Source organism: Limnobacter sp., from assembly GCF_043511195.1.
Classification (GTDB): domain Bacteria; phylum Pseudomonadota; class Gammaproteobacteria; order Burkholderiales; family Burkholderiaceae_B; genus Limnobacter.
In genome coordinates this window covers 1,818,171-1,841,425 of sequence record NZ_CP121330.1, presented here as the reverse complement: position 1 = coordinate 1,841,425, position 23,255 = coordinate 1,818,171, and the positions used below count along the sequence as shown (strand labels likewise).

Below are 23,255 nucleotides of genomic sequence, written 5' to 3'. Positions count from 1 at the left end.
CTAATCACCTATTCCAACAGCTCGAGGTTTCAAAATGACAGAACGCACCACCGTGCATGGCTTGAAAGTAGCCACCCCACTGTACAACTTCATCAACAATGAAGTGCTGCCCGGCACCGGCATTGATCAGGCTGGTTTCTGGAAAGGCTTCGACGCCATCGTGAGCGAATTGGCGCCCAAGAACGCCGCCTTGCTGGCCGAACGCGACCGCATTCAGCTGGAAATGGACGCTTGGCACAAAGCCAACCCCGGCCCCATCGCCGACATGGCCGCTTACCAGGAATTCCTGAAGAAGATTGGTTATTTGGTTGAACAGCCTGCCAAAGTGCAAGCCACAACCACCAATGTAGACAGCGAACTGGCCACACAAGCTGGCCCCCAGTTGGTAGTGCCCATTTTGAACGCACGCTATGCACTGAACGCTGCGAACGCACGTTGGGGCAGCCTGTACGACGCACTGTATGGCACCGATGTAATTTCCGAGGAAGGCGGTGCAGAACGCGCAGGTGGCTACAACCCCGTGCGCGGCGCGAAAGTAATTGAGTTTGCACGCAACTTCCTGGACCAGTCCTTCCCACTGGAAGGCGCTTCACACAAAGACGCAGCTGGCTACGCAGTGGCTGGTGGCAAGTTGCAGGTTAAATTGCAAAACGGCAACACTGCTGGCCTGAAGAATGCCGTGCAACTGGTTGGCTTCCAAGACGACGCAGCAGCACCCTCTTCCGTATTGCTGGTGAACAACGGCATTCACGCCGACATCATCATTAACCGCTCAACACCGATTGGTTCAAGCGATGCAGCCGGTGTGGCCGACGTGGTGCTGGAAGCAGCGTTGTCGACCATTCTGGACTTGGAAGATTCTGTTGCAGCCGTAGACGCTGAAGACAAAATTGTGGCTTACAAAAACTGGCTGGGCATTTTGAAAGGCACCCTGACAGAAAGCGTGAGCAAGGGCGGTAAAACCTTCACCCGTGGCTTGAATGCCGACCGTGTTTACACTGGCGTGAATGGCGAGAAAGTGACCATGCATGGCCGCTCCATGTTGTTCTTGCGCAATGTGGGCCACTTGATGACCAACCCTGCCATTTTGTGGGGCGACAACAAAGAAATTCCTGAAGGCATTCTGGATGCAGTGGTGACCACCACCATCGCTTTGCACGACCTGAAAGGCAATGGCGTGAACGGCATTCGCAACAGCCGCAAGGGTTCTGTTTACATCGTGAAGCCCAAGATGCACGGCCCGGTTGAAGTGGGCTTTGCTGCCGAATTGTTCACCCATGTAGAAAAGCTGCTGGGCCTGCCCGACAGCACCGTAAAGCTGGGCATTATGGACGAAGAGCGCCGCACATCGGTTAACCTGAAGGCCTGTATTGCTGCTGCTGCCAGCCGCGTGGCATTCATCAACACTGGCTTCTTGGACCGCACTGGCGACGAAATGCACACTGCCATGCACGCAGGCGCAATGATTCGCAAAGCCGACATGAAGAGCAGCGCGTGGATTGCCGCTTACGAGCGCAGCAACGTGCTGGTTGGTTTGAGCTGTGGCCTGAAAGGCCGTGCGCAAATTGGCAAGGGCATGTGGGCCATGCCCGACCTGATGAAGGCGATGCTGGAACAGAAAATTGGCCACCCCAAAGCTGGTGCGAATACCGCTTGGGTACCTAGCCCAACGGCTGCAACCCTGCACGCCATGCACTACCACCAAGTTAGCGTAGCGGCTGTTCAAGCCGAGCTGGAAAAGATTGATGCCGACGCAGAACGCCCAGGCATTTTGGCCAACTTATTGCAAGTGCCAGTGGCCACCAACACCAACTGGAGCGATGCAGAAAAGCAGCAGGAACTGGACAACAACGCCCAAGGTATTTTGGGTTATGTGGTTCGCTGGGTACACCAGGGCGTGGGTTGTTCGAAAGTACCTGATATCCATAATGTGGGCCTGATGGAAGACCGAGCCACCTTGCGTATTTCCAGCCAGCATATTGCCAACTGGATTCTTCACGGCATTGTGACTGAAGCCCAGGCCATGGAAACCATGAAGCGCATGGCCGCCGTGGTTGACCAGCAAAACGCCGGTGACCCCGCTTACAAGCCCATGGCTGGCAACTTTGAAACATCAGCCGCGTTCAAGGCTGCATGTGATTTGGTGTTCAAAGGCATGGAACAACCTGCCGGTTACACCGAGCCACTGCTGCACGCATGGCGCTTGAAGGTGAAAGCTGCTTAAGTTTGTTTAGCAGTTAGAAATGGAAAAGCCAGGTGCTGAAAAGTGCCTGGCTTTTTTGTTGGAACGATTACATGCTTAGTTGATCAGAAGTTATTCAACTTTGATCGGGAGAAAAGTTTCATCAGAAAGCTGAACAACAAATACATCAACAATCCTCCCATGGCGCCAATTACAAACCAAAGGCTGAAGAGGCCAAGAGAGTATTTGTAATCGATACCGCCACTTGAAAGATAAAACTCCGACTGCGAATTGTGTGAGAAACCCAGAGCGATCATCACGCTTGCCAGAACGAGGCCACATGCCATGGCCACAATCAATGCCTTACCTTTAAGCAGTTTCATTTTTCTGCCTTCCGAAGCCATGGTTGTGCTAGATAGATTTTTTCTACGCGGGCGCCGTAATCACTCACACGTTGAGCATTGATGTTGTTGTACAAAGTAGCTATGTGACGAACCGAAGTACCCTGAGGAACATTTGCGGTAATCCGCTTGAGAATTTCTGCGCCAGCTCTGATGTTCTTGTACGGATCATTCATAGCTTGGCGGTTACCAAATGTGCTACCCCAGTACTCCACGTTCACATTCATCGGAAGAACAGATTTGTTCATCCCGAGAATCGCCAACGGCGCATCGTAATAACCGTGAGTTGTTTCCATATACATGATGGCTCGTATCAACCGACCGTCCAGCATTAGCTCGCGGGCCACGCGATCAATCAATGCTGAGTTTCTCGAAACCGCAGAGAACGCAGCTATTTCATAAATGGGCTCAGAGCCGTCTGCATTCGGGTTTTCAAGTACTACGAATTTGCAGGTCTTGATGTTTTGTACAAGACACTCTTTTCTTGCGGGTTGAACAATTTGGGCGTTGTTCTCTTTGACTGGAAGTTGAAGATGATCAACTTCGAGATTACAAGACTTTTGAGCGACTGCTAAATTGTAGGTTCGCTCACTCTTGAGCCCTTCAGCGTTGGAGATCTAATCGCACCAGTTCAGGTGTCAAGGTCGTCAGCTATTGTAAAAGTGCGAACTCCTCTATGCCTTGTTGAGTGATTTTCAAATTAACCTGAAAAAACTTCCTGGGAAGGTTGGGATTCGTTCGAGGTGAGATCAAAGCCAAAGCGCAGCTTGTTATTCATTTCTGACCACACGTCTTTATCAAATCCATGACAGAAATCGAACTTGAACGTGATTAATCTGGTTGGGGATAACTGCCATGCGGCACCTTTTAAACGAATTTAAAAAGGCACCTTAAAGAGAAGGAACGGGAGGTTACAAATTGCGGGGTGGTGGTTGCTTGGTGTGATTACACCGCGCTTTAACGGAAGGATCGTTCTTGAAACAGTTGATTCTGATTCGATGGGCAAGACCATCCCAGCCGTAGTGTTCAACAAGCTTCACGACGAGATTTTCTAGCGTGACTCCATGCATGGGATTATTCGATTACTCGTCACTCATGCCTGAAGTCGGTCCTTAGAATTGTGTGGTGGGCCTGGTCAGCCCGGCAGCTTTGCCGCAAGAACATCGACCTTTTCGATTGATGGCGGCGTGGCGAACAAGTCACCCGCTTTTTCCATCAGCGCAGCTGCCACCTTGCCGGAAAGATGAGCTTGTCGCCCGGCCTCATCTGGAAATGCATCGAAGATGCCAAAGGTTGATGGCCCCAAGCGAATACCGAACCAAGCTGTAGTAGCTGGCTCTGCCTGAACAAGGGGTAGACCACTTAGTAGAAAGTTCTCTACCTCTTTCTCTTTACCTGGCTTGGCTTCAAGACGAACGAACAACGCGAGTTTGACCATGACACATCTCCAACTTTTTTAAACAAACATCAAAATGCCCACTTTACAGTAGGTCCAGCGTTCGAGGTATGTGGCAAATTCTAAGTTGCGGTTTTTTGAAATACCTTTGTTTGGTTGTTCAGTACATACTTGATACTACTACCTTTTTGTTCATTGGCAATAATTAAAAAAAGGCACCTTAAAGAGAAGGAATGGGAGGTTATAAATTGTGGGGGGATGGTAGCTTGGTGTGATTACACCGCGCGACAGAGGACTTAACTTTTTCGCACTTCAGTTTGTGCTGCAAATGTAGCGAGGTAAAGTTGCTCCACCTGCTCTCTGGCCCAAGGCGTTTTTCGTAAAAACTTCAGGCTGGATTTCACGGAAGGATCGTTCTTGAAACAATTGATTTTGATTCGATTGGCGAGCTCATCCCAGCCGTAGTGCTCAACAAGCTTTACGACCATGGTTTCAAGAGTTACCCCATGCATCGGGTTATTTGTCTGTTCCATTTTCATGCTTGAGGTATGCTCCTCGGGCTTCATTTCACAGCAGATTTTTCGAAGTAGTACTCGAATGGTCTTACTTAGAAAAACGACTAACCACTTCGTCAGAGAACAGAACGCTGGGGTTCTTTAACAAACCACACGCTCCAGTGGTCTTTTGCGATGAAGAGATGTATTTGGCGTCAACGGGTACTTTGGGGAGTTTGCATGCCATCCAATCAACATCAACTGGGTCGCTCCATGCATGAGGAAGAATGGATGCCCCAGCGTTAATAAATCCTGTTTGAATATGGCCTGCTTTGCATTGACCATCCCTTCCCGCTTCAATTGGCAGATTTGGAAAGCAATAGGCTACAGATATCGGATAGGTGCATGAGTTGTAAATTGATCCACTTACTTCACGCACGCAAGCATCCTTAAGCGGAGCCTCCTTGGCATTTGCACCATTGTTATGGATGCGTCGTGTAAAATCGCGGTGTAGTGCGCGTGTAACGTATCCCCAAAGACCACCCTCATTTTTCTCAAATATCCAAGGCTCTACCTTGCTCTCTGCGACCATTTTTTGTTCTGCAGCGTTTAGAGGGATTTCAGCGTTTGCACTGAGGCTAAAAAAGAAGAGAGCGATAGCTCCTAAATATCGATTTTTTATAATGACACTCCTAAGCGAGCCTGCGGGACAGCAAGCCTGTCAATGCCCAACGCAATGCGCAGTGGTCGGTTTGTTACGCGAATTTTTTTAAACTTTAATCAAAGGTAAATTAATTAGTGCGCCTCAGCAAGCAATCCTCTCGACTCCGCTCACTGTTCAATAAACAAATAACGGTGAAACCTGCACCCAACTTTACTCTCAGGTAAACAGAAAAATCAACCACCCTCATTTGAAGGGCGGTAAAACTGAACTAAAAAACTCGCGGAAATAAAAAAACCGGACCACCCCGCTACGAATGGTCCGGCTTTCAGGAAGAAAAAATTATTGTTTTTATGCAGCCACTGGTGCCTTGGTCACTGCTTTGCTCATGCGTGCACGCACTGCTTTTTTCACTTCGGGGTTGGGGTTGCGCATGGCTTGGTTGACCTTCTCCACGAAAGCGTCGATCTCTTTCATGAAGTGGCTGTTGTCATGGTCCCAGGGGTGAAAGTCGGCACGGAAGTAGTCGAAGAAGTCGCTCATCGCGTTGCGGAAAATGCCTTCCTTGCCCAGCAACATTTTGGCAACGGCTTTGTAGCCTTGCAGGTGCTTGCCCTTGGTGTTGGGGTCGGCGAATACCAGGCGTGCATGGAAGTACATAATGACAGGCCAGAAAATGATGGTGGCCAGCACCATGCCGAAACGACGAATGAAGCGGTTGTACACATTGTCGGGAACAACTGTGTTCCACACGTCGTACGCAACTGCTTTGTGTTCGGTTTCTTCGTATGCGTGCCACTGCCACATTTGCTTGAAACCTTCGTTTGATTTCTCGCCAGTTACTTTTGGATCTTTCAACACGGCGTCGGCCATGATGGCGGTGTAATGTTCCAGCGCAATGGTGCCAGCCAAAGACAATTTTTTGCCCAAGCCTTTTTGCAAACCACCCAGCAGGCTCCACAGCATTTTATCGAGCTTCAATGCGGGCACACCACTGCGGTCCATCATCTCGTTGTATTCCTCATGCTCGCGGCTGTGCAGCGCTTCTTGGCCGATGAATGCAGTAATGGCTTTTTTCAGGTCAGGATCAGTCACCTGATCTTTGTAAGCGCGCACGGAGTCCATGAACAAGCGCTCGCCAGCCGGGAACAACACGGACAAGGCATTGAAGAAATGAGTAACGTGTTCACCGGCTTCGTGCCAGTTGTTGATGCGGGACTCGTCGAGGTTGATTTTGACGTCACGGCGCACTGGAATAATTTTCATGGTGTACTCCTTTGGTTGCAGCTATTTTTATGCTTTGGTACTAACGTTGACACTGATCAATGTATCAATCATTTACGGCATTAACAACTGTAAACGTTAGAAAAACACTCTAAATTTCAAACGAGCGTTCGTTTTTAGAAACAGGGCAAACCCTTGATTCAATTGCGTTAATTATTTTGCACTGCAATATGAAATTAGGGAAACCCTGCAGAAGTGTTTGTTCCACAAGGTGTTCTTGCGCTTGTGGTGTGCGGTAAAATTGAAATATTCACCAGTTCATTAAGAGGTATGTATGAACGAAAAGCACACACCACCAGTTAGCAATCCACGCTCGGTTGAACACATCATTACGGGCCAGCCCACCAGCGATGGCGCGGGCGTGAAATTGACCCGCGTGATTACCCAAAACCTGCAGCGCAGGCTAGACCCCTTCCTGATGCTGGACAACTTTGGCAGCGACAACCCCAACGATTACATTGCGGGCTTTCCGAACCACCCGCACCGTGGGTTTGAAACCATCACCTACATGATTGCGGGCCGCATGCTGCACGAGGACAGCAAGGGCAACAGGGGCTTGCTGGAAAACGGTGGCGTGCAGTGGATGACCGCAGGGCGCGGGGTGTTTCACAGTGAAATTCCGCAGCAGGAAGAAGGTGTAATGGAAGGGTTTCAGCTGTGGTTGAATCTGCCTGCGAAAGACAAAATGTGCGCGCCCTGGTACCGCGATTTCACCAACGCCGATCTGCCCCAATTCACTACACCGGAGGGCGTGGCTGTAACCGTGATTGCAGGCAATAGCCACGGTGTGGAAGGTGCAGTAAGCCGCGAGGGCACAGAACCTTTGTACCTGGATTTGCACCTGCCTGCCGGTTCACAGTTTGTGCAAAACTTACCCGCCCAACAAAATGCGGTGGTGTTTGTTTACCGTGGAGAAGTGAAGGTTGGTGGTCAAACCATTGGCGACAAACGCATGGCCATTTTGAAAAATGAAGGCGATGGCGTGGTATTTGAAGCAACAGCCGATGCCAAGGCTTTGCTGATTGCAGGCAAGCCATTGAATGAACCGATTGCGCAGTACGGCCCGTTCGTGATGAACACTGAACAGGAAATTCGGCAGGCCTTGCAAGACTTCCGCGAAGGCACGCTGGCATAAAAAAAGCCCGGAAAACTCCGGGCTTTTGAAGAAACGTTTTGCGAATCGAAATATTACATATTGCGGCTTCGCCTACGGGGCTGGCGCTGCTTGCTCAAATTCACCCACGCGTTCGCTCAGTGAAAGAATGCGGAAGATGGTAAAGACATCTGTCTCATTCGGGTCGCTTGAGTCGGTCAATTCACGGTTGGTGTCATTCAGCATTGCTGCACTCACTGCCACGGTTAAACCCGCTTCCAACGCGGGATTATTCACCGGATCAACACTGACCGTGTCTAGCAGAATGTCTGTGAATGTAAGTGATGTCCCAGTACTGTTCAACGAATAGTTTGCCAACACCACACCGTTTCTTTCATCTGAAGTCATTTCTGCATCGAGATCGGTGAACACCAGCATCACTCGCGAACCGGGCAGGAAGTAGTAGAAGATGGAAGCAACATCGGAACCGAAAGTTACTCGACCATTGTCAGGAGCCGCAGTGGGCGTAACCCCAGGATCGCCTTCCGCAAACACCTCGTACCAAGTACCAACCAAGCTGTCTTTAACGCTGTTGAAACGCTCGAAGGTGGCCACAATGGTGATGTTGTCTTCAATCAGCGTCAGTTCCAGCTGATTACCACTCAGTACAATTTTTGATGTGAAAAATGCAGCATCATTCTCTGTTGAAGAGTTGTTGAAGCCAGAGACCAACCTGCGCATGGGCAAGGACGTAAACTGAAACTCGCCGGTTTCGCCGTTGTAGTTGGTGGTGCCGACACCAATGAAAGCAAATGGATCCATCGAGTCTGTGATGTCGTACTCGGAGAATACAAAGGAATTCACGATACCGTCTTCCGCCGCATTCGCATTGCCTACATCAAAGCTCAACAACACCTGGTAGTTCGCATTCGTTGTGGTTGTCACACCCTCTTCAACCGAGCTGACCAAACGCCAGTTGCCTTGCAGTTCGTTGCGGTAAAAACGCAGCATGGCCTCAACATCTGTAACCACTGTAGGGGGAGGTTCGCCCTCGTCACGCAGTTCTTCGCCACTGGAAATGGCTGTGCTCAACTCGCCCTGAAAAGTTGCAGGAGCTTCGTCCAGGTTGGCCAACAAGGCAGCCGTATTACCCAAAGTGGCGCCTTCACGAATGGCAATCGAACCGTTCTCGGGATCACCGTCGTTGTCCAATGTTTGGAACAGCGTAGCCAGGTTTGCAAGAATATTGGATTGCGTGGCTGCGTTACCAGCAGCCAATGATTCAGCAATGGTTTGTGGCGTAATTCGGGTTCCACCGGGTACGTCAATTTCAAGGCCTGCAATGTTGAAAGTCACTGTGTCGCCAGCCTGGAAATTGAACATGCCACCACCTGTAGTGGTGCCTGTCAGGCCACTGGGCGCTGCGCTGTAGCCCACGCCATCAATTGGAGAATTGGTAAGCTGCCCTGAAGTGGTGGTTCCACCACCGCCGCCGGCCGCAGGAGCACTACTGTCACCACCGCCACCGCCGCAGCCTGCCAAAATGGCCAGGCTCAATACGCTGGCACCGAAAAAACGACTAAACCCCATACAACACCCCTTTTTGAGTCGGCTATTTGTTTCACCTTGATAAACAGATAGTTAACACATTATTGATTGTGCAAATATGCGTTAACTACTTAAGAATACCGAAGCAATTTAGTGCCTACCACCCACTCAAATTGGGGCCTGTAAAAATACTGACTTACTGCTCAATCACGACCGACTTTTTCATCTTCACCCAGGACTCGGCCTTGGGCAAATAGTGCTCCTCAATCACATTGCGCTTGATTTTCATGGTGGGCGTCAGGAAGCCGTTTTCCATGCTCCACAAATCTTTCACCACCACAATGCAACTCAGTTTTTCATGCGCTTCAAGCTGATCATTTACATTTTGAAGCAATTCAGCCATTTCACTTTCAACCCGTGCAGCCTCAGAAGGGTTTTGTTCCACTTTTTTGTGTTCCTCAAGCGGCAACATCACCAAGGCAAAAGGCTTTGAAAACGAGGGGCCAGTTACGCACACGGCTTCAATCAGTTCATGACCGTTCAAGCGGTTCTCGATTGGCACAGGCGCAATGTATTTGCCCTTGCTGGTCTTGAAAAGTTCTTTCACGCGGCCAGTGATTTTCAAGCGTCCTTGCTCATCGACCACACCCATGTCGCCTGTTTTCAGGAAACCGTCTTCGGTGTACGACTGCGCAGTGAGTTCGGGATTCTTGTAATAACCCATCATGTTGCAGGGGCTTTTTACCAGCACCTCGCCCACTTCGGAAATCTTGCATTCAACGCCTGGGTAGGTGTTGCCCACGTAACCAACGCGCACCTTGCCGGGCAGGCTGCAATGCGAGTAAGCGAAGTTCTCGCTCATGGCATAACCTTCGAGCAAATCCAGGCCCAGGTTGCGATACCAGGACATCAGCGCGGGGGCCAAAGGCGCTGAACCGCTCAGCGCCATGCGCACTTCGGACAAGCCCAGTTTTTTCAGCAAGAATTTTTTGAACAAAGCCGAAAGAATCGGAATTCGGAAAATGACGTGTTGCACACCCAGCGGAATTTTTCCGCAAATGCCGTTGTAAAACTTGGTCCACAAACGGGGCACCGAGAAAAACAGGGTTGGCCGCGCACGTTGCAAGTCTTGAATAAAGCTATCTAGCCCAAACGAGAAGTACACATGAAAGCCATAGAACAGCGAACCAGTTTCCAGAATGGCGCGTTCAGCGGCATGGGCCAGCGGCAAATAAGAAATCATGCGGTCGGTGCTGTTGAAGGTCATTACCTTCGATGTGCCACGCAGCGCGCTGATCATGGCATTAAACGAAATCATCACACCCTTGGGCTTGCCTGTACTGCCAGAGGTATACAGCATGGTGGCCATTTCATCTTTGCTGCGCTTCACGGGGTTTTGTGTGGGTGCAGTGCTGGCAACAATGTCGTCCCATTTTTTTGCGTGGGCCAATTGCGGCGCCAAAGGCAAAGTGATGGTGGGCATGTCAACAGGAATTCCCTTCTCGACCACGCGCCACAGCTCGTCCATTTTGCCGATGAAGATCATTTTTGAATCGCTGTTGTCCAGCACGTACTCAGCGGTTTCAGCATTCAGCGTGGGGTACAAAGGAATGGACACATGCCCTGCCCGCCAAATGGCGAGGTCGGCCATGATCCAGTGCGCGCTGTTCTTGCCCAAAATTCCAATGTGGGTTTTCTCGGGCAAGTTGAGCGACTGCAAATACGCTGCCATTCGGTTAACCTGGTCGGCCACTTGCGCCCAGGTGTAGTCCACGGTTTTCTCGGCCGAGAAAGGCTGGGTGAAATAAACCTTGTTCGGTTGTGCGGCAGCCCAATGGTCCAGGCAATCCAGGAGGGTTTCGAATTTTTCGTACTGCGCTGCACTCATGTGTTTTTCTCCATATTTTTTATTAGTATGGCGGCACCCAATCCACCGCCCGCACAACTGGATACTACAGCGTACTTCGCTTTTTCCGCCTTTAATCTTTTTGCAGCCGTGGTCAGCAAACGAATGCCCGTGGCTGCAAACGGGTTGCCCAGCGAAAGCGAGCCACCCCAGGTATTGAGTTTAGCGAGTGGCAACTCTCCGGGCACCACACCACCGTAATACTCTTCTGCGAATTCGCCACGCTGCATGCACGCCAAATTCACAAGTATTTGAGCCGCGAATGCCTCGTGGAGTTCCCACACATCAATGTCGGCCATGCTCAGTTTGTTTCGCGCCAGCAGTTCAGGAATTGAAACCGCAGGACCCAGTAACATTTCTGTTTCGAGATCTTTCACGGCGGCCAATTGATAATCGACCACCTCAGCCAAAGGCTGCAGGCCCATTTCCTGGGCGGCTTCCTGACTGGTCACCAGCAAGGCGGCTGAACCGTCTGTGAAGCGGGAAGAACCGGCCGCAGTGATCACACCGCTTTTGCTGAAAATGGTGTGCATGGTCGAGAGCTTCTGAATATTACTGTCTTCGCGCGGTGTGTTGTCTTGTGTAATGGGCTGTTGAAAACCGGGCACCTGTACAGGAATAATGGTGCCATCGAAATGGCCTTGGTTCATCGCCTCAATGGCCAGCTTGTGGCTGCGCACGGTGAATGCATCGCAATCTTCACGACTCACCTTGAATTTTTTCACCATTTGCTCGGCGCACACACCCATGGTTTTACGCGTGGTGAAGTCAGTGCCGGTGGGCATTTCAGGTTTCAAATCCGAAGGGCGAAGCTTGGCCAGGTTCTTCAAAATATTTTTGGCGGAAGAATCCTGGCGAACCTTCATGGCAGCACGGCGAATTTTCTGCGAGTAGCGAATTGGAATGTCAGAGAAACTTTCCACCCCGGCAGCAATGCCAACATCAATTCGACCCAGCGCAATCATGTCGCACAAGTTGGCAAAGCCCACGCTGGCCGACAAACCCGCCATGGAGGTGGTGTAAGCCGGAATGGTGGCGGGAAGCCCTGCACTCAACATACTTTCCCGGGCCACGTTCGAGGTTTCAATTTCATGCAACACCGTGCCCATGGTCAGCATGTCCACGCGGCTTGAGTCAATGCCAGTTTTACTCATCAAGCCTGCGATGGCTTTGCCACCAAGTTCATACGTCATTAATTGGGAATACGCACCACCCGAATCGAGAAACGGGGTGCGGACACCATCAATAATCACTGCCTTGCGAATCGACTTCATTTGAAACGCCCCACCATGTGAAGTGTGCCGTCTGCTGAAGCCAAACGCAGTTGCGTGTAGCCCTCGGCATCTTTCGTGTTGCTTGTTTGCACTTGCATGTGCGGGCTTGGCAATGGCAGTGGCTTAATCCAGCGCACATCCAGATCCGCCAACGAATGCCCAGCGTTGTTCAACACTTCCCAGGTTCGGGCCAATTGCCCAAAGCCATGCAAAATACAGCTTTTGAAGCGGGTGCGTTTGCCCACTGCCTTCATGGTGTGGATGGGGTTGAAATCGCCCGTCAGCATGGCGAATGCCAAACCGTCTTCCTCTTCTGCATCCCAATGGCCAGCGGTGGTGAATTCGAATTCCTCGCGCTTGGCGGTTTTGCTTTTGCCTGCAGGTTTGGCACGGGGCACAGTGGAATAACTGTCGATGACCATGGCCAGTTCGCCCCTGGGGTTGCTGGCCTGTACGCGGGTGTGAATGCGCACTTTGTCACCGTCGTCGGTCACATCCACTAAACTGCCACGCAGCGCGATCGACTCATTGCGGTTCAAAGGCTTGTGAATTTGCATGCGCAAACCCTGATTCAAAATAGACAGCAAATTGTAAGGCGCAAGGCTACCCAGTTTCGCCAGCATGGGCATGGCCCAGTGGCTGCAAAAATGCGCGGGTATGTCGCTGCTGTAGCGATTGGCGGGTGCGCCTGTCCAGGCCATGTATTGGTCCAGCAACTCGTTGTTCAGCGCAGGCACATTCATGCTGTGGTGCACAGGCAATTCCGGTAAGGTGCCAGGGCGTGTAATGGGTGTTGCATTGCGAATAGCGGCCCAACCCATGGACCGAATATTGGGCCAGTGCAAGGCCAGGTACTTCAAGGGGTAATCTGCCAACATGGTGTATGTATTCCTTTAACTTTTTACAAGCCCAACTGCTTGCCAATAATTTCATTCATGATTTCATAAGTGCCACCGCCAATCGATGCAATGCGGTTGTCGCGGTACAAACGCTCCACCAAACTTTCGCGCATGTAGCCCATGCCACCGAAAATCTGCACGGCTTCGTAAGTGATGAAATCCGATGTTTTCGTGACAAAGTTTTTCGCCATCGACACTTCTTTCAAAGCGGGCTTGCCAGCCTGCATGCGCGCTGCAACCCGGTAGGTGAATTCGCGACTGGCTTCCAGTTGTGTGGCCATGTCGGCCAGCTTGTGGCGAATCACCTGGTGTTTGCTCAAGGGCTTGCCAAAGGTGCTGCGGTTTTTTGCATAAGCCAACGCCTCATTAAAAGCCAATTCAGACAAGGTGTTTGAGTAGCAGGCCAGGCCCAAACGTTCGGCTTCGAAGTTGGTCATGATCATCATGAAGCCGCCGTTCTCGATACCGATCAGGTTTGACTTGGGAACCACCACATTGTCAAAAAACAGCTCGGCTGTGTCGCTGCACCACCACCCCATTTTTTTCAGAGGCTGGCCGGTTGTGAAGCCGGGTGTGCCCTTTTCAATCAGCAACATGCTGATGCCGCCGTAGCCATCACCACCCGTGCGCACGGCCACGGTGTAATAGTCAGCGCGAATGCCCGAGGTAATGTAGGTTTTAGAACCCGACACTTTGTAATGGTCGCCGCAATCCACCGCGCGTGTTTTCAAGTTGGCCACATCAGAACCACCACCGGGCTCGGTCACCGCCAAGGCGATGATTTTGTCGCCCCTCAGCACTTCGGGAACAATGCGCGCTTTCATCTCGGGGCTACCCCATTTGGCGATCGGTGGCAGGGCAATGCCATGCGACATCAAGCTGGAGAAGAAACCACCCGAACCTGCACGCAGCAGTTCTTCAGTGACCACCAGGCTCATGAAATAATCGCCTTCGGAATTGCCGCCGAATTCCTCTGGGTAACCAATGCCCAGAATGCCGGCATCGCCAGCCAGTTTGTAAATTTCGCGGGGGAAGGTGCCAGCCTCTTCCCAAGAATTGATGTGGGGCTGAATATTGCGCTCGACAAAACGCCGAATGTTGCGGCGCACTTCTTCATGCGTTTCATTGAAGTAATTGGTGAACATGCGTGCCTTGTGATGAATTCAATAAAGAGAATTCATCATGCGTGGGCAAACCAAATTCGGCGAGGGCAAAGCTGGACAGAATGGGGGTAAATAGTGACAGCTTGTCTTAATTTACCCTGTTGCGCTGAATGAACTCTATCGGGGACATGCCAAACCAGCGTTTGAAAGCGCGGCGAAAGTTCGACACTTCTTGATAACCCAAGCTCAGCGCCACCGACTCAACCGAGTTATTGCTGACCAGTAAACTGAGTTTGGCCTGCCGGGCCAGTTCAGAATCGCGCAGGGTTTGATAGCTGGTTTCCTCATCGCGCAAGTAGCGCATCAAGGTGCGCGAGGACAAATGAAAGTGCTTGGCCACTTGCTCGCAAGTCCAGATTTGGCCTGGGTTGCCGCGAATCAGCTCGGTAACCCGTGCCGACCAGCTGCTGGGCCTGCGCTGTTCAAGCAGCAGTTGCTCGCAGCGCGCCAAGGCCATGGCGTGGGTTTCCGGGTCGGCCATTGGATTGGGCATCAAGGCCAAGCCATGGGGAATCACAATTTTTGTTTTGGGTTTGTTGAACAGGCAAGGTGCATGCAAAAACCCCGGGTATTGCGTGGCATAGGCTGGGGCAGAATACGCCAGCTCCACGCGCAATGCGGGGCGGGAATTTCCAATAATCATGCCCAGGTGATTCACCATGGTCGCCAGCACAGCCTCGCATAAAAAGCGCCCTACTTCGTCCAGTGCAATGCCCATATTGATAATTACTGCGAAGTGATCGCTGGCAATGTGGCCTTCCATGCGGGCGAAGCCACCACGAATGTCATGAAATTTCTCGGTGGCTTTCCAGGCATGGCCCAAGGTGGGTGACGACGCAATCAAAGTACCCAAAGGCCCATGTGCAGACAAATGCAGATTGGCACCCCAGCGCAAACCCAAGGCCGGGTTGTTGCTCAATTGCAGGGCGTTGCGCACAATTACGGCCTGGGTGTCGGCATCAATGTACTTGTTCAGCTCCAGCAAATCGGCCGGGGCCAGCCGCGTGCCCTTCAACAACAGAAGCTGGCCTTTGTGGTCCAGCCCCTGCTCCCGCGCAAGCGTTCGCGTGTACGCGGTGGGAAAAACAACGTGATTGTTGGTCACACTGATTGCTTACAGCACGGCGGCCAGGCGGGCACCTTGGTTAATCGCTTCCTTGGCATCGAGTTCAGCCGCCTTGAAAGCGCCACCAATAATGTGCACCGGCATGCCCAAGGCGCGCACCGATTCTTCCAGTTCGCGATTCGGGTGCTGGCCTGCGCACACAATTACATTGTCCACTTCCAGCAAGTGTTCGGCGCCATCGGGGGTGCGAATGCGCAAACCGGCGTCTTCAACACCGATGTATTCCACACCCGACAACAAGCGTACGCCTTTGGCTTCAAGCGCTGCACGGTGGATCCAGCCCGTGGTTTTTCCGGGGCCTGCAATCTTCTTGGGCTTGCGTTGAAGAATGGTAATTTGGCGTGTGGCTTTTTCTGGATTGGCCTTGACACCGGCAATGCCGCCACGTGCTTTTTGATCGCGATCAATGCCCCAGAATTCGCAAAAATCGTCGATGCTAGTGGAAGGCGATTGCTCGCTTTCGTGATGGGTTAGAAACTCGGCGGTATCCACACCAATACCACCCCCACCCACAATGGCCACGCGCTGACCCACAGCTTTACCGTGTTTCAGCACGTCGAGATAACCCATGACTTTGGGATGTTCAACACCGGGCAGGCTGGGCACATTAGGAATAATGCCAGTGGCCAAAATCACTTCATCAAATTCTTTCAAATCATTCGCATTCACACGCTTGCCCAATTGGAATGTCACGCCTTCCTTGTTCAGCATGGTGCTGAAGTAACGAATGGTTTCGTGAAACTCTTCCTTGCCGGGCACTTGCTTGGCAATATTGAACTGCCCGCCAATTTCGTGCGCTTCATCAAACAGCGTTACGGCATGGCCGCGTTGTGCAGCGGTGAGCGAGAACGACATACCCGCCGGGCCAGCACCCACAACCGCCACTTTTTTCTTCGCTGTGGTTTTCACAAAAATCAATTCTGTTTCGTGGCAGGCCTGCGGGTTCACCAGGCAACTGCAACGCTTGCCGCCAAAGGTATGGTCAAGGCAAGCCTGGTTACAACCAATGCAGGTGTTGATTTCATTGACTCGATCTTCTTTGGTTTTCAGCACCCAGTCCGGGTCGGCCAAAAACGGGCGCGCCATGGCGATCGTGTCAGCATCGCCATTTTGCAACACGCGCTCGGCATCACCAGGCATGTTCAAGCGGTTCGACGCTGCAACTGGAATGGACACCACTTCCTTGATTTTGCGGGTTGCCCAGGTGAATGCGCCGCGCGGTACTTGCGTGGCAATGGTTGGAATTTTTGCTTCGTGCCAACCAATGCCTGTGTTCAGAATGGTGACACCGGCCTTCTCCAGTTCGCGGGCCAGCAGCAGTGTTTCGTCCAGACTTTGACCATCAGGCACCAAATCGAGCATCGACATGCGGTACACGATAATGAATTCAACCCCCACTTTGGCGCGAATGCGGCGAACCACCTCGAGCGGAAAACGCATGCGTTTCTCGAAAGTGCCACCCCATTCATCGGTGCGTTCATTGCCGCGCTCGGTCAAAAACTGGTTCAGCAAATAACCCTCGGAACCCATTACTTCGACACCGTCGTAGCCCGCCATTTTTGCAAACGCGGCCGAGTTGGCGAAGCCATCAATTTCCTGCTCAACTTCAGCAGCTGTGAGCTCTCGCGGTGTAAATGGAAAAATTGGGGATTGCTTGGCAGAAGCCGAAACCATGTTCACGTTGTAGGCCTGTCGACCTGCATGCAGCAATTGAATGGCAATTTTTCCGCCCGCGGCGTGCACTGCATCGGTCACCGTGCGGTGGCGTGTGGCATCTTGCTCGCTGGTCATTCGGCCTGCTCCGGGCCACAGCACAGCAGTTTCTGAGGTTGCAAAACCACCGGTAATCATCAAGCCCACATCGCCTTGCGCACGCCTTGCAAAAAAAGCAGCCAGCTTCTCGGGCGCTTCTTCTTCAAGCCCGGTGTGCATGGACCCCATGATGACCCTGTTTTTCAAGGTGGTGAAACCCAGGTTCAATGGCTCGAGTAGCTTGGTGTGCGCGTGGTTGGACAATGCTGCTGGCATTTCAATTCCTCGGTGGTTGATTCATCAAAAACATTACGAATTTAGCTGAATATTACGTCATTAAGAAATTATTTATGGTGACCCTGCTACTTTCACGATGAATGTTCCTGGCGATACGCCTTGGGGGTTTGCCCACACCAGCGTTTGAAGGTTCGGCTGAAATTGGAGGCATCTTCGTAACCCAAGGCATAGGCGATGTCTTCGACCGTGTTGTGGGTGTTCGCCAGCAGCCAGCAGGCGCGCTCTTGCCGCACCTCGTCCAGCAATTGCTGAAAACTGGTGTCCTCGGCCTGAAGGTGCCGCATGAAGGTGCGCTCGGTCAGGTTTTCTTTGGCGGCCATGGTTTGCAAGGTGGGCATGGGGCCTTCTGTTTTCTGCAACTGCATGCGCACGCGCTGGGCCAAAGTATCGCCCTGCTGCAAGCGTTGAAGCTGCAAGTCGCAGTCGCGAAGAAGGCGCTGCAAGGCTTCGTCATCGGCAGCAAGGCTTGGGCTGTTCACCAGTGTGCTGTTTAGCACCACACGCAATTGAGAAAAACCAAAGCTGTTGTGCTGCGCAATGCGCTGGTATTCATGCGCCCATGCGGGTTCATCAAACGGCCATTCAATGCGCAACTGTTGTGGAAGCTCTTGCCCGGTCATTGCAGTTAACAACTGCACCAAACCACCCAGCAATTGGCAGTGCAGGTATTCACGCACGGGCCCCAAGTCCACCCACTCTTCCAGCACGGCTGCAAAGTCGGGTTCAAGCTCAAACTGCAAATTGGCCAGGTTTTGGCGCAAACCGGCATAGCGCTGCAACAGCAACATGGCACTGGGCAAATTCTTGCTGGCGATCATGGCTGCACCCAAGGTGCCGTGAGCAGAGGCCGGGGTTCGCAAGCCCACCTCCAGGCCAAGCCAGGGGCATTGGCTAAGCTGCACGCCGCGCTCAATGAGTTGCCGCATTTGATCAAAACTCATGAACTGGTTGCTTTCATGCAGGTGCTGCCAGTTCAGGGGCAAACCATCAAGAATGTCGGCTGGCGCAAAGCCACGCCGCTGCAATTCGGCACACAGCAAGCGCGCATACACCGGGTGCAGCGCAGGCGAAAGGACTGCAGTGAAATCGTGCAAGGACTGGGGCAAGTGTTTGTCTCGTGTGGTTTTGTTTTTGTCACTTTATGACGATCTTATGCCACCCTGTGCGGTGTTGTCCATCGCCTTGCGCGCCTAAGATGAAATCATCCTGAATAACCCGGTGCACAAAAAATGACGTCAAACACAATGCCCGCAACTCAATACAAAGATCCCAAGAAATTCCTGTGGCTGCTTTCGGTGATTGCGCCCTTTGCAGCGCCGCTGGGCCCGATCATGTATTTGTACACCGGCCACACGCAATGGCTTTGGGTGTTTCTGGCATTTTTCTATATCGGCCTGCCCGTGCTTGATTTCATTTTTGGCGAGGACAAACAAAACCCGCCCGAGCAAGCCGTACCCCAGTTGGAAGATACAGCCTACTACCGCGTAATCACTTACCTGCTGGTGCCGATTATTACTTTTGGATTCCTGTTCAATGTGGTGTTTCTGGCCACGCACGACCTGCATTGGCTGCACTGGTTGGCAGTGGCCATTACCACAGGTTCACTTCTGGGTTTTGGTTTGAACCTGGGCCACGAGATGGGCCACAAAAAACGCAAACTGGACAAAGCACTGGCGCTGTTTACGCTCTCGCTAGGTGGTTACGGACACTTCTCGATTGAACACAACCGCGGGCACCACCGCGATGTGGCCACGCCAGAAGATCCGGCCACTTCACGCATGGGTGAGCACATTTATGAATTCATGCTGCGTGAAATTCCTGGTGCCTTCAAACGCGCCTGGAAGCTGGAAAGTGAACGCCTGGAACGCGCAGGAAAAAGCCGCTGGAATGTGGGCAATGAAATGCTTCAGGCCGGGATAATGACGGTGATTCTTTACACAGCGCTGATTGCCATGTTTGGCTGGCCCATGGTGCCTGTGTTGGCTGTGGTTGCCTTTTGGGGTGCCTTTCAGTTGACCAGCGCCAATTACATTGAACATTACGGCCTGATGCGCCAGAAGTTGCCCAACGGCGAGTACGAGCGTTGCGCCCCGCACCATTCGTGGAACAGCAACCACCTGGTATCCAATCTTGTTGTGTTTCAGTTGCAACGCCACTCGGACCACCATGCCAACCCGGCACGCAGCTATCAGTCACTGCGAGATTTTCCGGAACTGCCCAGCTTGCCATCCGGTTACTTCGGCATGTTTCTGGCGGCTTATGTACCACCCCTATGGTTTGCAATCATGAACCCAAGGCTGCTGGAAGTGGCTGGCAAGAATGCGCAGAAAATCAACATTCACCCCCGCAAGCGAGCACGCGTCATTCAACGTTATTCATTGGCAGCCTGATTAGCCAGCCTGGTTGATCTGCTTGCCCACAGCGCCCTCTTGCAGGGCGCTTTTTATTTCAGCCGGAATTGTTTGCTTGGTGAATTCTTTCGCGTCCACCAACACGTAAGTGGCTTGTGCAGTGGCCACCAAAACATTGGTGCCGGCGTTTATAAATTCAAAGGTCAAAGTGAAACTGGTGTTGCCGAAATGGCTCGGGTACACACTCGCTTTTAACACATCGTCGAATCGCGCAGGGGTTTTCCATTCGGTGAGCAAGCGAACCACTTGGGTTTCAAACCCCATGTGCACCAGTTCGTTGTAGCCACCCATGGCAGCCCGCATGTATTCCGTGAGTGCCAAGTCGACGTAGTCACCGTAACGGGCATTGAATACGACGCCTTGCGGGTCGCATTCGCTGTAGCGCACCCTGAATAAAAACTCAAAAGGTTGATTCATTAAACAATTACACCGGTTGAGGAATCAGGGATTGAGCCAGGTGTTCCTGACGCGCTCTTGCATTGTGCTCGGCCTGCTCCAGTGCAGGCACGCGCGACACACCGCGAATCAGGTCCACTGCCTTTTCAGCCATCATCATGACTGGCCCATTGGTGTTGCCACCGATCAGGCTGGGCATGGCCGATGCATCCACAATGCGCAAGCCTTCAAGCCCGTGTACACGCAACTGCGAATCGACCACTGCCAAGGAATCGGTGCCCATTTTGCAAGTACCTGTGGGGTGGTACACCGTGTCCACCCGGTTGCGCAACACCTCGCGAATTTCATCATCGGTGTGCACATTCTCGGTGAATTTGTCTTTCACAATCCACTTGGCCAATGCGGGTGCATGCATGATTTTGCGGGTCAGTTTGAAACCCTCCACCAACTCATCCAGATCGCGCGAATCGTTCAAAAAACCGATGTCGATCAACGGTGGCGTGTCCATGGTGTTGCCCTGCAAAGTCAGGCTGCCACGGCTGCGCGGGCGCAACAAACACACATGGCAAGAAAAGCCATGACCCATGTGCATTTTGCGGGCGTGGTCATCGACCATGGCCACCACAAAGTGCAATTGCACATTGGGGTCTTTCAATTCGGGGCTGGTTTTCAGAAACGCGCCACCTTCGGCAAAGTTGCTGGTGAGTGCACCCCGGCGATGTTTGCGGTAGCGGAAAATTTCACGCAGCAAGCGGATGCCACCGCGAAGCGACAAACCCAAGGTGTCGAGGCTTTTGGTCGAGTAACCAAAAATGAAATCAGGGTGATCCTGCAAATTTTTGCCCACGCCTGGCAGGTGGTGAATCACATCAATACCCTGGCGTGCCAGCTCGGCGGAATCGCCCACACCAGAAACCATCAGCAGTTGCGGCGTTTGTATTGCGCCCGCAGTCAGAATGATTTCCTTGCGCGCTTTCAACACGGCGACTTGCCCGTTGATGGACACTTCAACACCCACCGCACGCTTGCCCTCGAACAACACGCGCTGAACCATGGCTTTGGTGTGCACAGTCAGATTCTTTCGGTGCATGTGCGGGAACAGGTAGGCACGCGCTGCGCTCCAGCGTTCGCCGTTTTTCTGGGTGACCTGATAAATACCAACACCTTCCTGGTCAGCACCATTGAAGTCATTGTTGATTTTGAAGCCAGCCTGCTTGCCCGCTTCCAGATAAACCTGTTGAAACGGGTTATCAGAACGCAGGTCGGCCACATTCAAGGGGCCGCTGTTGCCGTGGTAGGCATCGCGAATTCGTTCATTGCATTCGCTGAGTTTGAAGTAAGGCAGCACGTCTTTGTAAGACCAGCCTGCGCAACCCTCATCGTTTGCCCAACGGTCGTAATCTGAAGCAGTGCCGCGAATGTAAACCATGGCATTGATGGCTGAAGAACCACCCAGCGCTTTACCGCGCGGCTGGTAACCTTTGCGGCCGTTCAAGCCAGGTTGCGGTGTGGTCTCGAATGCCCAGTTGTTGATTTTGGTGGGCAGCATGGCCACCGCACCGCTGGGAATATTGATGAGATTGCCGGTGCCCTCACCCCCTGCCTCCAGCAGGCAGACATCAAGCGTTGAGTCTTCACTCAGGCGACCCGCCATGGCACAGCCACCGGAACCACCACCCACAACGATGTAGTCGTGCTCTGTCTTCATCTGCTCCTCCTGATTTCAAACTCGCTTGGGGCAAGTTTTATGATTTTGTTACTTGATCATAGAGGAAGCCGGGCAAAAAGAAACACGTCAATGCCGACAAAAAATTGATAATTCCGGTCAAGCGATGCGACTGATTTTCTCGGATGTGGCTGGTGTACTCGTCGAAGCATTTCCCGCCAGCAGATTGATTTGCGCCAAGGCTTCATCAATCTCTTTCATCACGCGCTGAGTCAGCTCTTCAACTGAGGGCACGTCTTGTACCAGACCCTGCACCTGACCAATCAACTGCACACCCTGCGTGTGGTTGCCATCAATGGTGGCTTTTTTAATTTGAAGCACTGCTGCACCGTAGAAGGTTACGGTGAGCGTTTGCTCCAATCCCATTTTGAATACGTCTTTGATAATACCGAGCAAAGGCTTGTTCATTTCCCGTGCCGCCAAATAGGCACGCCACATGGCACGAACCGGATTGAACGCTTTGGACATCACTTTTCTGGAATTGGGTGTGGTCATGACCCGGCAAGGAATGCTGTCGAAGTTCTTGCTGTATATGGTCTCTTCCACTTCTTTTTTCACAATCAATTCTTTGGTGTTGGCATGCACCGGGCTTTCTTTGGAAGCAGCCCAGCGTGTGCCCATGGCCACGCCATCGGCACCCAGTGCCAGTGCAGCAACAACGCCACCGCCTGTGCCAAAACCACCTGCAGCAATGATGGGCAGTTTTGTGACCTGCCGAATTGCAGGCACCAGGACCAGTGAAGTCACTGCGCCACCGTGTGCGGCCGCTTCATGGCCGGTGACCAACAAGGCATCGACACCCGACTGCTCGGCTTTCAGCGCGTGTTTGGCATTCACCACCGTGGCGATGACTTTGCCACCATAATCGTGCACGCGTTTGCACACATCCGCAGGGCTGCCCAAACTGAAATTAATCACAGGCACTTTTTCGTTCAGGGCCACTTCAAGATTGTCGAGCGCGCCAGGCATGATCAGGGCGCAACCAATGCCGAACGGCTTGGAGGTCAGGTTACGCACCTTGCGAATTTCAGCCAGAGTTTGTTCGGGATTCAAATGACCAATGGCCAGAATGCCCAGCCCGCCTGCATTGGCAGTGGCTGCAACCAAATCGGCATTGGCCACGTAGGTCATGCCGGGGCACACCAGCGGGTATTGAATATTGAACATCTCGGTGATGCGGGTTTTCATGGGCTGTCCGTAGATCAAGTGGGCCGAGTCTGGCAATCCAATCAATATTACATCAACC

At 52.2% G+C, this 23,255-nt stretch carries 21 protein-coding genes; 3 read left to right on the top strand and 18 right to left on the bottom strand.

Annotation, left to right across the window (positions count from 1 at the left end; genetic code table 11):
* Positions 1-34: 34 nt before the first annotated feature.
* Positions 35-2,224, top strand: coding sequence for a malate synthase G (locus P0D43_RS08785; RefSeq protein WP_394672210.1), 2,190 nt, complete (start codon positions 35-37; stop codon positions 2,222-2,224).
* A gap of 83 nt (positions 2,225-2,307) precedes the next feature.
* Here the strand turns inward: P0D43_RS08785 and P0D43_RS08780 are convergent, their stop codons facing one another.
* The 7 genes from P0D43_RS08780 to P0D43_RS08750 all read right to left on the bottom strand — a co-directional run bounded on the left by P0D43_RS08780 (position 2,308) and on the right by P0D43_RS08750 (position 6,400).
* Positions 2,308-2,586 (bottom strand): hypothetical protein, encoded by a 279-nt coding sequence (locus P0D43_RS08780; protein ID WP_394672209.1) that lies wholly within the window; start codon positions 2,584-2,586, stop codon positions 2,308-2,310.
* Positions 2,562-2,942 carry a hypothetical protein gene (locus tag P0D43_RS08775; protein ID WP_394672208.1) on the bottom strand — a complete coding sequence of 127 codons (381 nt, stop codon included), beginning with the start codon at positions 2,940-2,942 and terminating at the stop codon, positions 2,562-2,564. The genes P0D43_RS08780 and P0D43_RS08775 overlap by 25 nt, the downstream gene beginning before the upstream one ends.
* A 552-nt stretch (positions 2,943-3,494) precedes the next feature.
* Positions 3,495-3,653 carry a VF530 family DNA-binding protein gene (locus P0D43_RS08770; RefSeq protein ID WP_138518210.1) on the bottom strand — a complete coding sequence of 53 codons (159 nt, stop codon included), beginning with the start codon at positions 3,651-3,653 and terminating at the stop codon, positions 3,495-3,497.
* Between the two features lie 65 nt (positions 3,654-3,718).
* Positions 3,719-4,021, bottom strand: coding sequence for a putative quinol monooxygenase (locus P0D43_RS08765; protein WP_138518211.1), 303 nt, complete (start codon positions 4,019-4,021; stop codon positions 3,719-3,721).
* Positions 4,022-4,275: 254 nt separating this feature from the next.
* Positions 4,276-4,518: a VF530 family DNA-binding protein gene (locus tag P0D43_RS08760; protein WP_394672207.1), complete on the bottom strand. Its 243-nt coding sequence runs from the start codon at positions 4,516-4,518 to the stop codon at positions 4,276-4,278.
* Positions 4,519-4,582: 64 nt separating this feature from the next.
* A complete protein-coding gene (locus tag P0D43_RS08755; RefSeq protein WP_394672206.1) occupies positions 4,583-5,065 on the bottom strand; it encodes a hypothetical protein in 483 nt (160 codons plus the stop codon).
* Between the two features lie 420 nt (positions 5,066-5,485).
* On the bottom strand, positions 5,486-6,400 hold the full coding sequence (locus P0D43_RS08750) for a metal-dependent hydrolase (RefSeq protein WP_394672205.1): 915 nt from the start codon (positions 6,398-6,400) through the stop codon (positions 5,486-5,488).
* A 292-nt stretch (positions 6,401-6,692) separates the two neighbouring features.
* Here P0D43_RS08750 and P0D43_RS08745 point away from each other — a divergent pair, with 292 nt between their 5' ends.
* On the top strand, positions 6,693-7,553 hold the full coding sequence (locus P0D43_RS08745; protein ID WP_394672204.1) for a pirin family protein: 861 nt from the start codon (positions 6,693-6,695) through the stop codon (positions 7,551-7,553).
* A gap of 72 nt (positions 7,554-7,625) precedes the next feature.
* On the opposite strand, the gene P0D43_RS08740 is transcribed toward P0D43_RS08745, so the two are convergent.
* The 8 genes from P0D43_RS08740 to P0D43_RS08705 form a co-directional block, all read right to left on the bottom strand.
* Complete coding sequence (locus P0D43_RS08740) at positions 7,626-9,101, bottom strand: hypothetical protein (RefSeq protein ID WP_394672203.1); 1,476 nt, start codon at positions 9,099-9,101, stop codon at positions 7,626-7,628.
* 154 nt (positions 9,102-9,255) lie between these two features.
* On the bottom strand, positions 9,256-10,947 hold the full coding sequence (locus tag P0D43_RS08735; protein ID WP_159568532.1) for an AMP-binding protein: 1,692 nt from the start codon (positions 10,945-10,947) through the stop codon (positions 9,256-9,258).
* Complete coding sequence (locus P0D43_RS08730; protein WP_394672202.1) at positions 10,944-12,239, bottom strand: thiolase family protein; 1,296 nt, start codon at positions 12,237-12,239, stop codon at positions 10,944-10,946. The genes P0D43_RS08735 and P0D43_RS08730 overlap by 4 nt, the downstream gene beginning before the upstream one ends.
* Positions 12,236-13,117, bottom strand: coding sequence for a MaoC family dehydratase (locus tag P0D43_RS08725; RefSeq protein WP_394672201.1), 882 nt, complete (start codon positions 13,115-13,117; stop codon positions 12,236-12,238). The genes P0D43_RS08730 and P0D43_RS08725 overlap by 4 nt, the downstream gene beginning before the upstream one ends.
* Before the next feature lie 23 nt (positions 13,118-13,140).
* Positions 13,141-14,283, bottom strand: coding sequence for an acyl-CoA dehydrogenase family protein (locus tag P0D43_RS08720; protein ID WP_394672200.1), 1,143 nt, complete (start codon positions 14,281-14,283; stop codon positions 13,141-13,143).
* A gap of 106 nt (positions 14,284-14,389) precedes the next feature.
* The gene (locus tag P0D43_RS08715) at positions 14,390-15,406 is read right to left on the bottom strand and encodes an AraC family transcriptional regulator (protein WP_159568528.1); all 1,017 of its coding nucleotides are present in this window, start codon (positions 15,404-15,406) and stop codon (positions 14,390-14,392) included.
* Between the two features lie 9 nt (positions 15,407-15,415).
* On the bottom strand, positions 15,416-17,455 hold the full coding sequence (locus P0D43_RS08710) for an FAD-dependent oxidoreductase (protein ID WP_394672199.1): 2,040 nt from the start codon (positions 17,453-17,455) through the stop codon (positions 15,416-15,418).
* A gap of 92 nt (positions 17,456-17,547) precedes the next feature.
* Positions 17,548-18,582 (bottom strand): helix-turn-helix domain-containing protein, encoded by a 1,035-nt coding sequence (locus tag P0D43_RS08705; protein WP_394672198.1) that lies wholly within the window; start codon positions 18,580-18,582, stop codon positions 17,548-17,550.
* A gap of 123 nt (positions 18,583-18,705) precedes the next feature.
* Between P0D43_RS08705 and P0D43_RS08700 the strand changes: the two genes are divergently transcribed.
* Positions 18,706-19,866 carry an alkane 1-monooxygenase gene (locus P0D43_RS08700; protein WP_394672197.1) on the top strand — a complete coding sequence of 387 codons (1,161 nt, stop codon included), beginning with the start codon at positions 18,706-18,708 and terminating at the stop codon, positions 19,864-19,866.
* On the opposite strand, the gene P0D43_RS08695 is transcribed toward P0D43_RS08700, so the two are convergent.
* The 3 genes from P0D43_RS08695 to P0D43_RS08685 form a co-directional block, all read right to left on the bottom strand.
* Complete coding sequence (locus tag P0D43_RS08695; RefSeq protein WP_394672196.1) at positions 19,867-20,304, bottom strand: acyl-CoA thioesterase; 438 nt, start codon at positions 20,302-20,304, stop codon at positions 19,867-19,869.
* A gap of 7 nt (positions 20,305-20,311) precedes the next feature.
* Positions 20,312-21,991, bottom strand: coding sequence for a GMC family oxidoreductase (locus P0D43_RS08690; RefSeq protein WP_394672195.1), 1,680 nt, complete (start codon positions 21,989-21,991; stop codon positions 20,312-20,314).
* 117 nt (positions 21,992-22,108) lie between these two features.
* Entirely contained in the window at positions 22,109-23,197 is a 1,089-nt protein-coding gene (locus tag P0D43_RS08685) for an NAD(P)H-dependent flavin oxidoreductase (protein ID WP_394672194.1), read from the bottom strand.
* Positions 23,198-23,255: the final 58 nt, after the last annotated feature.